Here is a 14,712-nt window from a genome sequence, read left to right on the forward strand (position 1 = left end):
GGCGGTCTTTTTATTTTTGGCCTAAGAAGATAAATTATATTTTTGCTCTCTTAGTTTAAAAGCACGATCACCACCTTCGAGAATTTCACATATATGTGACTTAATCGTTTTCTGATTTAAAGTGGATGAGCAACTTGGATCATGCTCTAGGGACTCAATACTACCAAACTTATATTGGAACTTATGATTATTTAAATTCGGACTGTGAATCCCGTGTTGGTTTGCAACAATAATCAATTCACTATCTGCATTTACTACGACATTTGCATTATGAGTAACAAGTATGATTTGTCGTTCTTTTTTCTTTTCCTTAAGATAAGTTACTAACTCTGTATAAATAGCACGGTTATCTAAATCATCTTCCGGTTGATCAATGATAATCGGGCATTTACTTTCACTACAATCCAAACTCATTTTAAGCACAACAAAAGCTTTTTTTCCTTGTGACATATCGTTGTAATTGTCACCATCATAGGTAACTTCATATTTCACTCTAAACCACGCCTTATCGAAAAACTCTTTTGTGATGGTCTCTATTGAAGAACCCAGTTTTAATTTAACTTCTTCATTGTTTACGGCGTGAATAATTGCATCAAAATTAGATAAAAGTTGTTGTTCAGAATCAACTGAAATTGAAGCAAACGTTTTAGCTTTTTCAGATGATTGATTAATGGTTTTCTGAATGAACTCAGAGAAAACAGGTTGATCAAAAATATTAGTGGCATGTATTTCAATATCCTGACTAATACTAATTTCATTAACCAAAGCTGTTAAGCTTGTAAATTTTTCAAACATTTTTAACCAATTTTCACGTATTTCTGTCGATAATCGCTTCAACTGATCTTGAGTATTTTTATTTTTTTCTTCTATATCATGAATATCTTTAAGTTTTGCTTCTTCTTCTTTTTTTCTTTCTAAAAATGGTTGTAGATTTTTTGAATTTTTTAAATATTCATTTACTTTTTTAAAGGTAGAGTCGATTGAGATAGTATTTAGCTGAACCTCTAAGTCTTTTAGCCTTTGATTGAGTTTATTGGTAGTAGTAGTTTTGAATGTGACTAATTCCTCGGTAACTTTTAACTTTATTGACTCTTCAAAGTTATTGTATTCATTTTGAATAATAGGAAAACTCGCATAAATATTTAATGGATTATTGAAAGTTATAAATTCTGATAATTCCATTAGATCTATTCTTTTTTGTAATCCCTTTATTTTCTCTAAATTATTTTCAATTGAAGATATTTCTTTTATTTTATCTTCATGTAAGTTGATTTCATTATCTGTAATATTTTCTGTTTGATATGATTTAATTTCTTCATTTAATTGAATAATTTGTTTTTCAATATCTTCTTTATTGCCTTTTTGTTTTAATGCGTCTTTATTAGATATTAAATTACTTTTAATTGAAAAATATGTTGAAAGAAGTCCTGAATTTTCATGACGAATACTGTCGACATCCTCTTTGAATTTTTCAAATACTTTAGGATCTTTTTGTAGAATTAAACCTTTAACAATATCTTCAATGCCTTCTTCATTAGACTTTTTAAACATGTGTCCTTGGTAAAAGTACTCAATCGGTCTACTATCATCGCATTGACCATCTTTCCACACTATATGGAAGTTTTGGCAGAGAGAATCAAGATGCTTTGGCTTATCGATTCCCTTAGGTGAAAATATAGATGGATGAAGCTTATTGGCTAAACATTGTAACAAAGTAGACTTACCTGATGATCGCCCTCCGATGATAGAAGTTAAATTGCCATTAAAGTAAATTTTTCCATTTTCAACGTTATTATTACTTAACTCAATATAATCTATTACTTCATACGAGTTTTTTATTTCGGGACAATGCTGACTGATATGAACACGACTTTCAGGTTCATGAATAATCTGCTTTAAACCTTCAAAAGTGGGTTCAGCTTTAATCCAGCAATATTTTTGATCTGTTGGCTCAAATAAAGTATCTAGATCGTGAGCATCACTTCCATGTATACATGGTTTATAAGTACCATAATTATCAAGAAAGATAGATTGATCTGTAGTATTTTTTCCTAGAAAAAAGGGTTTATCAGTCAGAGTTGAAGAAAAAATGATATCTGAAACTTTATATAAAGATTCTCTAAGTACCTTTAAAGTCGCTCCATCTTGTTGGCTATACAAGAACTTTTCGTGGCCTTGAAATGCAGAAGCGCCATCTTTATTTGAGTTAGCTACCGCCACCAAACAATTTTTTCTGAAATTTGGATATTTTTTAAATGCTTTAATAATATCACTAGAATTAAGAACAAAAGAGGATATACCATTTCTATATGCAGATTCATCATTGATATTTTCTTTGACTCCTTTTCTTCCTAATCGTTTAAGATCATAAGGTGTTAGCTTGTATTGTTCTTCTTCAGTAACTGTAAATGTCAATGCATCACAGTACTGGTTTTCAAAATCTTCAAGAATTTCTGGATTTAGTAGAAAATGCATATTTATAGCACTGCCTTTATCTGTGCTAGGTGTAATTCTTAACTCTATATTCGGGATCAAAAGAATTTTACAAATCATTTCTTTTTCTGTTTTGTCGAAATCTGTTCCAGTATGAATTTGATCTTGAAACTCTTTTACTTTTTTATAATTTTCAATACTAAAATAATCAGTGATGCCAATAGCTTTGATATTACGTTCCATAGCTTTTTTGAAAAGTTGAATGCAGTAATCTTTAAAAGAAATATTGCCAAATTTATCGCCTTTTGCTGTACCTTTTGTATGTACGTGTAGATCCCAACGTCCCCACTCAGAACCACGGCTCATCACTTTTCCCCTTAATATTGTTTTAAAGAACAATTGTTTGATTATTAAATTAATTGTAGATAAATATTGTTTGGAAAAGAACCTTTATAGAGGGTTTTTCTTAATTTAAATATATTTTCCATCAAAAAGTTAAATTCTTATTACTATTTAGCCTGAAACTATAAGCTCCCTAACTAAATTGACACACATCAAAAGTGCTGAACTTGTTTGGCAAATTCAAAAACCCAATCCAGCCACACTTTGATGCACTCAACGGACCTAAATGGTGCGAATTGGTACATTTTTTAGGCATTTTTAAAATGAGGAAATTAGCCTCAATTCTTGCTGCCTACACCTATGTAGCTTATTTATCTTGTTATTCTGACCAAATCCACACTATTTGATATTTTGGCATGTTTTATGCTTTTATTTATATACAACATAAATAGAGGAGAACAATAAACTTGATCACTAAATCACACACATCGGTTCATTCCAACATGTATAAAAAGAATAACCAGTACATGAGCAGTAACAATGGAATAAACTGATGAAATACTCTGCTTTCAAGCAAGCCCCATCTCAACGTAGTGGGGCTTTTTTATTATTTAATTTAAGTTTATTCAACAAATCTCAATCACTATAAATTGGCACATATTCTGCATTCTAAATAAGTAATACAAAAACTAATTTTAGTAATACCCTTGTAGGAGCTGCGAGATGAGTGAAGCCAAAACCAACACTGTAGAAAAACACCCTATTAAAAAATTTTTAGTCGATTTATTCAGTGCAAGAGCAGGTCTGTATTTCAAACAAAATCACCAAGTCAGCAAGGTAAAGGGATAAGACGGTGGCCAAGCAAAAGTTAGCTCGAATCAGTATTACCGTGCCTGAAACTACATTGAATGCACTTGATCAAAAAATCGTAGATCAACACTACGAAAGCCGTTCACAAGCGATCTTGGACATGATCAATCGACACTTAATCGATGATCTAGCTAAAAACGATGAAGTGATGGTTGGCACATTGACATTGTTATATGACGTGAGTTTAAAACCACTGCGAACACAACTTGTTGATTTGCAGCAACAATACTTAGCTCAGGTGATCAGTTCATTACATATTCAATTGGATGATGACAAAGTTCTACAAGTCATGTTGATGCAAGGTGTGAGTAGTGATTTGAAAGCCATCACTCAACAGTTCATTGCATTAAAAGGGGTGATTAAAGGGCATTTGGAATTGATGGATGCCGTCATGCCACCAATCGCACAAAACACTTAAGCACATAAACATTTGTAAAGACGAAAAGTTCTCAATATCAGAGCACAATAGGAGCAAGCATAAGATGATCAAAAAAACACTGATTTCAGCATCTGTGCTGACAGCGATTTTTTTAGGGGGCTGTGACAACACGGCAAAAATTCCAGAGTCTAAAGCACAAACTGAAGGTAGTACCAACACTAAACCAATCACGATTGGATACAGTGATTGGCCGGGTTGGGTTGCATGGCAAGTTGCTATTGAAAAAGGCTGGTTTAAAGAAGCAGGGTTAAATGTCGAATTTAAATGGTTCGATTATTCCGCATCAATCAATGCATTTTCTGCAAATCAACTCGATGCTGTTTCTGTATCCAATGGTGATAACTTAGTGATCGCTTCAGGAGGCACCAAAGGCATCATTATTTTGGCAACTGATTATTCGGCTGGAAATGATGTCATTATTGCCAAAAATGGAATTAATAATATTGCTGATTTGAAAGGTAAAAAAATAGCGGTTGAGAAAGGATTAGTTGATCATCACTTACTCAATACAGCTTTAGATGATGCCAAAGTTGCTAATAGTGAAGTCACTTTAGTAAACGCTATGACGAATGAGTTACCTCAAGTGTTTGCAAGTCCTGATGTGTCGGCAATTGCAGTTTGGCAACCTGTAGCCAATCAAGCTTTGAAAGCGGTTGCAGGCTCTAAAATCATCTATTCATCCAAAGATAAGCCCGGACTGATTTATGATACTTTGACCGTCAATATGACGCACCTTGCTGCGAATAAAGAAGATTGGAAAAAAATCATTCAGGTATGGGATAAAACCGTTAAATATATTAATGATCCTGCAACACGAGACGATGCTATAGCAATCATGGCAAAACGAGTTGGTTTAGATGCTGATCAATATGCTCAATTTATTGACGGAACCCATTTACTTGATCTGCAAGCAAATAAGAAGGTATTTACCAAATCCGACAGCTTTGATTCTATCTATGGCTCAAGTTATCACGTCAACGAATTTAATTTTAAAAATGGAGTCTACACCACTAAAGTAGATGTTGATGGCGTGATCTTTCCAACGCTCGTTGAGGAGGTAAAATAGTTTCGCTATTGATCAACAATCTTTTATAAATTCAATCATTGGCTCTTAAATATCTCCCTTTCATTAGGGAGATTTTTTATCTATCAAATATATCAATGAATACTTCAATATAAAAAACCCACTCTTGTAAGTGGGCTTTGAATTTTTTTACTTTATTGATCTATCAGCGTTTCAATCTTCGCTTACTTTAGTCATACGAGGAATTAACGGCAAATCCTCGAGTGCTGGATCGAGTTGATCTTCATCGGCATGAACCAGTTGATCCACACGTTGACGCAATGCTTTAAATTCAGGGCAAAGCATTTGATCTGGATGACGTGGGCGAGGTAAATCCACCTCGATAATCTCTTTTATTTCACCAGGATTGGCTTTCAGTGCGACGATACGATCAGCAAGTAATATTGCTTCATCCATATCATGAGTGACAAAAATAATGGTGATATCAATATTTTGCCATAAATCCATCAAGTGTCGTTGCATCTTCTGACGGGTATGTGGATCAAGTGCGCCAAATGGTTCATCCATCAATAGAATTTTGGGTTCATTCACCAATGCTCTGGCAATCGCAACACGCTGTTTCATTCCACCAGAGAGTTGATGAGGATACTGATTTTCATACTTTTCTAAGCCGATAATATTAATCCATTCTCGTGCTTGAGCCTCGGCTGTACTATCACTTTGTCCCTTCATTTTTGGGCCAAACATCACGTTTTCTTTGACGGTTTTCCACGGAAACAGTGTATATCCTTGAAACACCATACCACGCTCAGGACTAGGCCCCATGATCGGTTGTCCATCAATCAAAATCTCTCCACCTGAATAAGAATCAAGTCCAGCAACGATACGGCTAAATGTTGACTTGCCACAGCCAGAAGGACCGATCACACAAATAAACTCACGTTTATGAATCTTTAAATCAATTTGGTTTAAAACAGTTCGTTCAGTTTTACCGTGTTTGAAGCTTTGCGTTAGTTGTTTCGCTTCTAAAATGACAGCACGTTCATAGATGTGATCAAAATATTCACGAGCATTGAAATGGGTATTTGACATTAGTGTGCTCCTGATTTCCATTTAAAAAGCTGCTGTCCAAGTTTCATTAAAATGACATCACAGATCAGACCAATCACACCAATGATGAGGATGGCTGCATAAACATTGTCAAAATTTTGGTAACGTGCCTGTTGGGTGATAAACCATGTAATGCCTGATGTGCTCCCAATCAATTCAGCAACGATCAAATAAGTCCACGCCCAACCGAGTAAAACTCTTAAATTACGATAAATCTCTGGCAAGGCAGCAGGAATTACCACATGAAATAGGCTCTTGGTTTTGTTCGTTCCAAGGGTAAATCCTGCTTCAATTAAACTGCGATCAACTAATCGAGTTGTATTGGCAATAATTAAAACCTGTTGAAATAACGTACCTATAATAATAATGGCTATTTTTGGTGCATCGTTGATACCTAAAATGGCAACAGCTAGCGCACCAAAAGCAGGGGCAGGCAAATAACGGAAAAACTCAACAAATGGTTCGGTAAGTTGAGAAATTGTTTTAGAAAAACCACATAAAATCCCCAAAGGTACACCGATGAGCGATGAGATAAAAAATGCAGTGAAGACCAGTTTAATACTGTGCCAAAGACTTTCATGAAACCACGGCGCATTGGCTTGAACGGGTGGCGTCGTAAATGCAGTGACAAGCGCTTTGGCAACTTCGTGAGGGGCAGGCAAATAAATGGGGTTGACTAAGATTCCTTGAGGTGGTTTTAAGCCATGATCTACAGCACTTTGTGCTTCAGAATAAAAGACTTCTTTGGCAATACGACTATCAATCTGTAGATATGCCACGCTGCCTGTATCCGTAATTTTGACTTGTGGGTGCCATACAAACGGCAAATAACTTACAGCACACCACAACAAAATTGGTATTAAAAATGACCCTAGACCAAATAACAATTTGTTGGTTTGGCTGAGTTCGCGCGCAACGTAACTCATATTTTTTGCCTCTTAATATTACATTTTCTATAAAACGTAATACTGATTAAGCAAAATAAGTGCCAATCAGATAAATACTAATTTGCGGTGAAAATAGGCAAGCAGTAAAACTTTATTCTTATTCTTTCTTGATTTTACAAATGATAATTATTATCATTTGTAAATACTTTGTTTTTGAGTCAATGATTGTGAACAAAAACCCGATACTCGTTGATGAATTATACAGAAACCATAGCGGGTGGCTTCATCATTGGCTGCGAAAGAAAATTGGAAATTCTGAGCAAGCTGCTGATTTAGTTCAAGATACATTTATTAAAATCCTTCAGACACGCGATGAGTTGTTGGGTGTCAAAGAACCAAAAGCATATTTGACTTCAATTGCGAAAAATTTATTGATCGATCAAGTACGACGGAAAAGAATTGAACAAGCGTATCTAGATGGTTTAAGTGAAATGGAATACATGCTTGATGCAGTTGTTTCTCCCGAAGAACAGGTACAAATCATTCAAGCCATTCATCAGTTATGCAAAGCATTAGAAGTGGTCTCTGAAAAAGCCCAACAGGCTTTTATCTTGCATTATTTAGAGGGGTATACGCATAAAGAAACGGCTGAAAAACTCGGTGTTTCGACCAAGATGATCCAGAAGTATTTGGCCAGTTGTTTGGTACAGTGCTATCAAACCCGAATGGATATGGATGTGTTGGTTTAAATGACAAAGAATCATAACCAGCAATTAGTTGAAGAGGCAGCACAATGGATTGTTCAATTAAGCGCGGATGATGAGGTGACTCGTCGTAATGCAGAAGTACAATTCAAACAATGGAAAAAAAATAGTCAGCAACATCAAAAGATTGCCAACGATATTGAACGCTGTCTCGGCTCGATTCAAAAGTTATCACATAATCATCATAAAAAAATTACCAAATCGGCACTCAAAGCAGGGCTGGGATCAGGAAAGGTTTATAAAAATATTCGAACTGGTACAGCATTTGCGATCGCCCTATGCACTTTGGGTATTGGTACATTATATTTATCAGATACATCAGTAGGTTATATTGCTGCGGATATTCGCAGTAATTCTAGTCAGTGGACGACTCAAACATTACAAGATGGCTCACAAATCATTCTTCGTGGCAAAAGTGCCGTCAATATTGATTTTAAGACGAACCAAAGAGTGGTTGAGCTGGTGCAAGGAGAAATTTTTGTTGATGTTGCTAAAGATCAGCATCGACCTTTTATTGTCAAAACATCTCATGGACAAATACAGGCACTCGGAACAGCTTTTAGTGTTGCTTATCAACCAGAGATAACCGAATTAAAAATGCTACATTCAAAAGTTCAAGTGCGAGCCAAACCATCTAAGCAAACACCTGTAAATAAAGTCAATCAAGCAATAGTGGAAGCAGGGCAAACGATTGGAATAGATCAAAATGGTTTAACACCAATTTCAGTACTAAATCGCTATAATGAGCAGCAAAAGTGGAATAAACATCAACTGATGGTTGAAGATCTACCACTTAATCAGGTGCTAAAAGCCTTGGATCAGAACTACAAAGGAAAAATTATTTTTAATGATTCAGCATTGAGCAAGATACAAGTCAATGCTGTATTACCACTAGACCAAACACAAGACGCACTTAAGCTACTCAGCGCAGTTTTTCCACAATTAAAAATATATCAAATTACGCCTTATGTGATTTTTGTGACGACTTAGCAAAATTTTTTAATTTTTTGGTTCCACTTTTCCCTTACTTGTTCGTCATAGTAAATAGAAGCAATAAATTTGGATCATTTTAATTGCTTATATTGAATGATTCTTATTTCTATTTACTGGGGTGTGTAATGGAAAACTTGGGAAATGGCCAGCAACAGAGAAACAGTCTGTTTCGATTATCAAAGCTTGCGCTTGCAATCTATACCGTGGGAATCGGGAGTATTGCCTTACCGTTACATTCTGCATATGCAGCAACGACAAATGCCAAATCTTATAATATTTCAGCAGGAACATTGGCAAATGTGTTAAATCAATTTGCAGAGCAATCGGGCACTTCGATCGCAATCGATGCACAACAGTTAAAAGGCAAAAATAGTACTGGCTTAAAAGGAAGTTACTCCATAGAGCAAGGCTTTCAACATATTCTCATGAACACAGAATTTTATGCTGTGAAAGTTGGGCAAGGCTATACACTCACAAAAAAAGCACCACCATTAACGGCCAATCAAGCTGCTTTAGTTTCACCTATGAGTGATCAGCGCGATTCAATGAACGAAGCCTCATCTCGTTTAGCTCCTATCGTTGTCTACGGTCAAGAAGATCGTGATACACAAGGTTATAACAAGGTTTATGACGCAAATCATTCTTCAGTGTATGCAGGTAAAGAATATGTAGAGCGTTTTAAAGGTACAAATCCTGCTGATGTATTACAAGGTATGGTCGGGGTTTATAGTGGTGATGCGCGGAATAGTGGGGCACTTGATCCAAGTGTTCGCGGTGTGCAAGGTGTTGGTAGAGTACCATTAACGATTGACGGAACAGAGCAATCGGTCGCTGTTTGGCGAGGGTATAACGGTGTTAACAATCGGAACTATATTGATCCGAACTTGATTGCTGGGATCGAGGTCATCAAAGGACCTTCACTAGAACGTAATGCCACAACATCTGTTGGTGGTGGGGTGTTGGTTAAAACACTTGAAGCTGATGATATTGTCCGCGCAGGAAAAACCTTTGGTGCTGAATTAAAAGTAGAAGGCTCAACGAACTCAATAGATCCATCGCTACCCGACATGAGTAAAGTCGGTCGGAATTATAGTGAGACAACACCATGGATTGAAATAGATCGCGCCCGATATGATCCTGATATTTACAAGAAAAATAGAACCCGAAAAGATAACTCTAATTTATATGGCGATGATTTGGCAGGTCGACTTGCACTGGCAATGAAACAAGATCAATTCGATTTATTGGCAGTTTATGCTGTTCGTGAACGTGGCAATTATTTTTCAGGAACACACGGTGCGGGTTATTACAAACGTGCTGAACCCAATAATGACAATTTCGATTTTATTCCATATTTTGCACATGCCTACAAACCGGGTGATGAAGTTCCAAATACATCTAGCCAGATGGAGTCTTGGCTTTTCAAAGGAACCTATCGACCTACAGATTTCCAAACCTTAAAACTCACTTATCGAGATACTAAAAATAAATTTGGCGAAATCATGCCATCTCGCATTCAATGGGGAATAACGCCTGATTTGGGTGTACCTCAATGGCCGCTCAGTGACATCCGTTCAAAAGCATACAGTTTGGAATACAAATTTAAACCTGATAGCAATCAGTGGGTCGATTTTTATGCCAATGTTTGGCAAACCGATACTGAAAGCCAGACTTTTACTCGTGGCGGCTGGCCAACCACGATAGACTTTCGTGATAACAAAATTATTAATACCGCAGTCAGTCATTCAGATAATATCCGTAAGGGCATTACAGTGAGCAATAAAGCACATTTAACGGATCAACTCGATTTGACGCTGGGTGGAAGCTTCTTAAAAGAAAAGCTGACATCTGATGATGTCTATGGTGATCATGGTTCAAGCTATTCCTTATACCAAGCTTTACCGCGTGCTGGACGACGTGAAGAGAAAACGTTTGATTTTAATTTTAATTATCGTCCATTGTCTTGGTTAAGCTTCGATGCGGGTATGCGTTATCGTTCTTATTGGGCTTTTGATGACTTCTTAAATAAATCAATCCGCAATGGGCTTGATCCTACGCTAAATCCATTATTTACCAAGAAAAATAGACTCAAAGAATATAGTTTTGAATATCGAACCATGCCTGAAAGTTATGATGCTCAGCAGCAGCGCATGCTCAACCTACTATCACAACGCTATGCAACGAGCAATCCTGATTGGGATGGTCGCTTGGAGACGGTACCTGCATCAGAGACAAATTTATATAGCCGAATTTGGTCACAAATCAATACGTTGACATGGAAAGCAGATCAAAATGGTCATTTGGCTTTGGCTGACAACATTTTGGATCAACTGAACGCTTTAGATCAGAAATACGTTGTGATCGGAAATGGCTTTAAGCCCGCTGTAATTGAACAAGTTCCAATTAAATCTGTAAAAAAAGTTAAAGATAGCGGTTGGGCGCCTCAGTTAAGTGCAGCGATTCAACTGACCGAAAATAACCGACTCTATGCGCGATATGCTGAAGAATATCGTTTGCCGAGTTTATTTGAAAGCACTGTCGGTTTTTCAGCAATGATGCCTTATCAAGCTGTTAAACCTGAACATGCTTTTAACTATGAAGTGGGTTATGTCTATGATATGCGTGACTGGTTCAGTTCAGCACGCAAAGCTGACTTTAAACTGGCGTATTACTACAACAAGACCAAGAACGTGATTGAACGAAATCAAAATCTGATTTTTACCAACATTGATGAGCAAAAACTTTCAGGTTTAGAACTGCAAAGCCGTTTTGACAATGGTGCTTTCTTCACAGATTTAAGTTTGGCTTATAACCTCAAAAATGAAGTCTGTGATAGCAATAGTGCGATTGACAGGATGATCAATAGTGGCACTGTACAAACAGATCATGGCATTCAATTCCGTGATGCTTACCAACGCTGCGTCGATGACGGCTTTCCCAATGGTTATCTGGTGACAATGTCTACACCAGAACTCAGTGCACATGCATTATTCGGCGCACGTTTCTTTGATGAAGCGCTTGAACTTGGGGCACGTGCAACTTTCTATAAAGGTTATGAAAGCCCATTGCGTAAAAACAATGATGATGGCGTCAATAAAGGTTATTACCTCAATGTTCCTTTGGCGTGGGACGACACATGGATTTTTGATGCTTATGCACGCTATCAAGTCGATACCTACAACACCGTTGAGTTTGTAGGAAATAATCTTTCAAACCAATTTTATATCGATCCGCTTACTCGGAGTGCGATGGCCGCACCTGGTCGCACCCTTAAAATCAGTTGGACAACTAAGTTTTAGCACAGAATTTAATTCCAGCTTTAAGTGAATTGGAATTAGATAGGCGTAAATAATAGATTTGAATGATTATTATTTACATTAATAAAAAGCAGTTTTATAGATTCAACTGCTTATACAACGAAATGATAGCGATAGCGTTATCCTCATTGAAACAATAACTTATCTTCAAATAAATGGAGTAACAATAAATGAAAATCTCTCAACTGTTCATCGGTCTGGTTGCATGTTCTGCTGTATTTTCTCATGCAGCTATTGATGGTGCTTCTAGCAATGAAGCAAACATTAGAATTGGTGCGGCTGCAAATGCAAGCCATCCAGACGGTGTAGCAGCAATATCTATAGAAGCGGCAGGCGCACCATACAATGCATTTACAGGTTTTAGTTCATTAAAGGGCTTGGCACAAGCATTTGCGGCACAAGGTACCAGTAATACCAATGTCACAGTGGGTAGCAAGAGCTTTAATATTTCTCACATTCCTGTATCGGCTATGCCACCTTCACATAGTGCTTTGGGTAACTTTAATTTTGGTCAGGTGGGTACGCAGGAAGTATATTTTGGTGAGTGGTGGAAGGCTGGCGATACAGCAGCGAGTGCGAGCCATACGGTCTATTATGCGGGTGACAATAGCAATACCACCGTACCAACAGCAGGTACTGCAACTTATACCGTTGCAGGGATTAATGGATCTGCGACGAATCTGTTAACTGGTAATTTCACTGCGAATTTTGGTACAGGGACGCTTGAAGGTTCTTTAAATGGATCAGGTACAGCGGTTTCAAACTTAACATTGAATGGTGTGACATTTAATCCGGGCACTGCTGAGTTTGCTGGTGCAGCAAGCGCCAATGGTACAGCTGGGTTAAATAATACAGGTATTGTCCAAGGACATTTCTTTGGTGCAAATGCTGCGGCTTTGGCAGGTATCGCCGAGTTTAATAACGCATCTTATAACACTGCATTTGGCGGTGCAAAAAACTAATCGTGGTGAGAGGAATCTACATTTGTAGGTTCCTTTTGTTTTTATGCGTTGATGATTTTACATTTTGGTTTGCGGTTGATATGAAACGAACATTGCTGTGTTGCTTGGCTTTATGGGGAAATACATCACTCTATGCGGATGATGAGACTCAACTTCGCCTAAATCAAAGCATAGATCAGCAGCTATTCCAACAACAGCGTTCACTTCAAGTACAAGGTACGATTCGGAGCACTGAAAAGTTACCTGAACTCAAAATCAATGGAAAAGTCTATGTCGTAGAGAAAAACCAAGATGATCTAGCCAAAGCACTATATCTCGCTGTTATGCAAAAACAATGGGTAAATGTTCAAATCTATTTAGTGCATTATCAAAACTATCCTGAGCATGATCAGGCTTTAACTGATTTTGCAGAAGGAGCATTGGCACGTGCTCAGGGACAACTAAAACTGGCTGAACAAAAATTCCAAAGCAGTTTAAATAAACAACCAAACAATCTAATTTGTGAACTCGAGTTAGCGCGTGTGCTGTTTGAACAACAGAAGAACAAAGAGGCAGCACACCTTTTTATAACGATTCAAAATAAATTAGAACAAAGTGATCACAGTGTCATCCCACCGGAAGTACAAAAAACGGTTCAGCTTTTCGTCAAAGCGCTTGCTCAACGAGATTCATGGCATGGTTCTATTGCTGTAGGTCCTATTTATGCGAGCAATCTAAACAGTTCATCAGAACAAAGTAAAACTTGGACGCTGTATGGTATGGATAAAGAGGGCAACATTATCCCAGCTCAAATTACACGAGGAAGTCCAAAAGCAGTTTCAGCAAATGGTATAGATTATGACGCAAGCCTGATCAAACGTTTTTCCATCAAAGAAAATCATGGTGTTGCACTACGTGCTCTAGCTTATGGACAGTCCTACGATAACCAAAGAAATTATAACGAATCCACCCTCAACGTAAATGCAGGTTATAGCTATTACGATTTAAAAAACCAAATTAATTTCAGTCCACTATTTGAACACAAACGTTATGGCAACGAGAGTTTGTACGATGCTTGGGGCGGACGAATTGAATGGATGCGATTTATTTCAGGCGATAAAGCACTCAAACTTGAAGCAGAAATTAAAGATTTTGATTACCACACCTATAAAACACTCAATGGGCAAGAGCGTTCGGTACTGGCGACTTTTTGGAAAATTTTGCCAGAACAATGGACATTATTCGGTGGACTCGATGTCCTTAATCGTTCGACACAAGAACAATATATCGCGGCTTACCAGCAACAAGGAATTCGTCTAGGTATAAGTAAACCATGGAATATTGGAATTAATACAACATTATTAAGTTCTTATCGTTGGCGACAATTTGATAAATACGCAAAGGTTTATGAAGCAAGACGACATGATTTTGAACAAAATTATACTTTTGTGGTGCAAATGCCACGCTTCAAATTTTATGGCGTAACACCGAATTTAACTTATCGTTATAACCACAATGATAGCAATGTGGATTGGTTGTACACCTATGACAAGCACAATGTCAGCCTGAAACTCGAATACCGTTTCTAGGAG

At 37.1% G+C, this 14,712-nt stretch carries 11 protein-coding genes; 8 read left to right on the top strand and 3 right to left on the bottom strand.

Going from position 1 to position 14,712, the window contains the following annotated elements; all coding sequences use genetic code 11:
- Positions 1 to 21 precede the first annotated feature (21 nt).
- Entirely contained in the window at positions 22 to 2,799 is a 2,778-nt protein-coding gene (locus tag F903_RS10495; RefSeq protein ID WP_005196906.1) for a TrlF family AAA-like ATPase, read from the bottom strand.
- A 699-nt stretch (positions 2,800 to 3,498) separates the two neighbouring features.
- On the opposite strand from F903_RS10495, the gene F903_RS16935 reads away from it, so the two are divergent.
- From F903_RS16935 to F903_RS10505, 3 genes are all read left to right on the top strand, one after another.
- A complete protein-coding gene (locus F903_RS16935; RefSeq protein WP_004639188.1) occupies positions 3,499 to 3,624 on the top strand; it encodes a hypothetical protein in 126 nt (41 codons plus the stop codon).
- Positions 3,625 to 3,628: 4 nt separating this feature from the next.
- Positions 3,629 to 4,063, top strand: coding sequence for a CopG family ribbon-helix-helix protein (locus F903_RS10500; protein WP_005196907.1), 435 nt, complete (start codon positions 3,629 to 3,631; stop codon positions 4,061 to 4,063).
- 64 nt (positions 4,064 to 4,127) lie between these two features.
- Positions 4,128 to 5,150: an ABC transporter substrate-binding protein gene (locus tag F903_RS10505; RefSeq protein ID WP_005196908.1), complete on the top strand. Its 1,023-nt coding sequence runs from the start codon at positions 4,128 to 4,130 to the stop codon at positions 5,148 to 5,150.
- 171 nt (positions 5,151 to 5,321) lie between these two features.
- On the opposite strand, the gene F903_RS10510 is transcribed toward F903_RS10505, so the two are convergent.
- Complete coding sequence (locus F903_RS10510; protein ID WP_005196910.1) at positions 5,322 to 6,200, bottom strand: ABC transporter ATP-binding protein; 879 nt, start codon at positions 6,198 to 6,200, stop codon at positions 5,322 to 5,324.
- Positions 6,200 to 7,144 (bottom strand): ABC transporter permease, encoded by a 945-nt coding sequence (locus F903_RS10515; RefSeq protein ID WP_005196915.1) that lies wholly within the window; start codon positions 7,142 to 7,144, stop codon positions 6,200 to 6,202. Before F903_RS10515 ends, F903_RS10510 begins: the two co-directional genes overlap by 1 nt.
- 188 nt (positions 7,145 to 7,332) lie before the next feature.
- Between F903_RS10515 and F903_RS10520 the strand changes: the two genes are divergently transcribed.
- The 5 genes from F903_RS10520 (at position 7,333) to F903_RS10540 (ending at position 14,709) form a co-directional block, all read left to right on the top strand.
- Positions 7,333 to 7,854 (top strand): sigma-70 family RNA polymerase sigma factor, encoded by a 522-nt coding sequence (locus tag F903_RS10520; RefSeq protein WP_171065231.1) that lies wholly within the window; start codon positions 7,333 to 7,335, stop codon positions 7,852 to 7,854.
- Entirely contained in the window at positions 7,855 to 8,859 is a 1,005-nt protein-coding gene (locus tag F903_RS10525) for a FecR family protein (RefSeq protein ID WP_005196917.1), read from the top strand.
- A gap of 128 nt (positions 8,860 to 8,987) precedes the next feature.
- Complete coding sequence (locus F903_RS10530) at positions 8,988 to 12,161, top strand: hemophilin receptor HphR (RefSeq protein WP_005196918.1); 3,174 nt, start codon at positions 8,988 to 8,990, stop codon at positions 12,159 to 12,161.
- Between the two features lie 188 nt (positions 12,162 to 12,349).
- Positions 12,350 to 13,141, top strand: coding sequence for a Slam-dependent surface lipoprotein (locus F903_RS10535; protein ID WP_005196919.1), 792 nt, complete (start codon positions 12,350 to 12,352; stop codon positions 13,139 to 13,141).
- An 80-nt stretch (positions 13,142 to 13,221) separates the two neighbouring features.
- Positions 13,222 to 14,709 (top strand): hemophilin secretion modulator, encoded by a 1,488-nt coding sequence (locus tag F903_RS10540; RefSeq protein WP_005196920.1) that lies wholly within the window; start codon positions 13,222 to 13,224, stop codon positions 14,707 to 14,709.
- Positions 14,710 to 14,712: the final 3 nt, after the last annotated feature.

The organism is Acinetobacter sp. NIPH 298 (assembly GCF_000369505.1).
Lineage (GTDB): Bacteria > Pseudomonadota > Gammaproteobacteria > Pseudomonadales > Moraxellaceae > Acinetobacter.

What these genes read in the sequence shown, in the direction of transcription:
- F903_RS16935 (WP_004639188.1), top strand. Translation starts at nt 3,499, where the DNA reads ATGAGTGAAGCCAAAACCAACACTGTAGAAAAACACCCTATTAAAAAA.
- F903_RS10540 (WP_005196920.1), top strand. Translation starts at nt 13,222, where the DNA reads ATGAAACGAACATTGCTGTGTTGCTTGGCTTTATGGGGAAATACATCA.
- F903_RS10505 (WP_005196908.1), top strand. Translation starts at nt 4,128, where the DNA reads ATGATCAAAAAAACACTGATTTCAGCATCTGTGCTGACAGCGATTTTT.
- F903_RS10530 (WP_005196918.1), top strand. Translation starts at nt 8,988, where the DNA reads ATGGAAAACTTGGGAAATGGCCAGCAACAGAGAAACAGTCTGTTTCGA.
- F903_RS10515 (WP_005196915.1), bottom strand. Translation starts at nt 7,144, where the DNA reads ATGAGTTACGTTGCGCGCGAACTCAGCCAAACCAACAAATTGTTATTT.
- F903_RS10495 (WP_005196906.1), bottom strand. Translation starts at nt 2,799, where the DNA reads ATGAGCCGTGGTTCTGAGTGGGGACGTTGGGATCTACACGTACATACA.
- F903_RS10525 (WP_005196917.1), top strand. Translation starts at nt 7,855, where the DNA reads ATGACAAAGAATCATAACCAGCAATTAGTTGAAGAGGCAGCACAATGG.
- F903_RS10510 (WP_005196910.1), bottom strand. Translation starts at nt 6,200, where the DNA reads ATGTCAAATACCCATTTCAATGCTCGTGAATATTTTGATCACATCTAT.
- F903_RS10535 (WP_005196919.1), top strand. Translation starts at nt 12,350, where the DNA reads ATGAAAATCTCTCAACTGTTCATCGGTCTGGTTGCATGTTCTGCTGTA.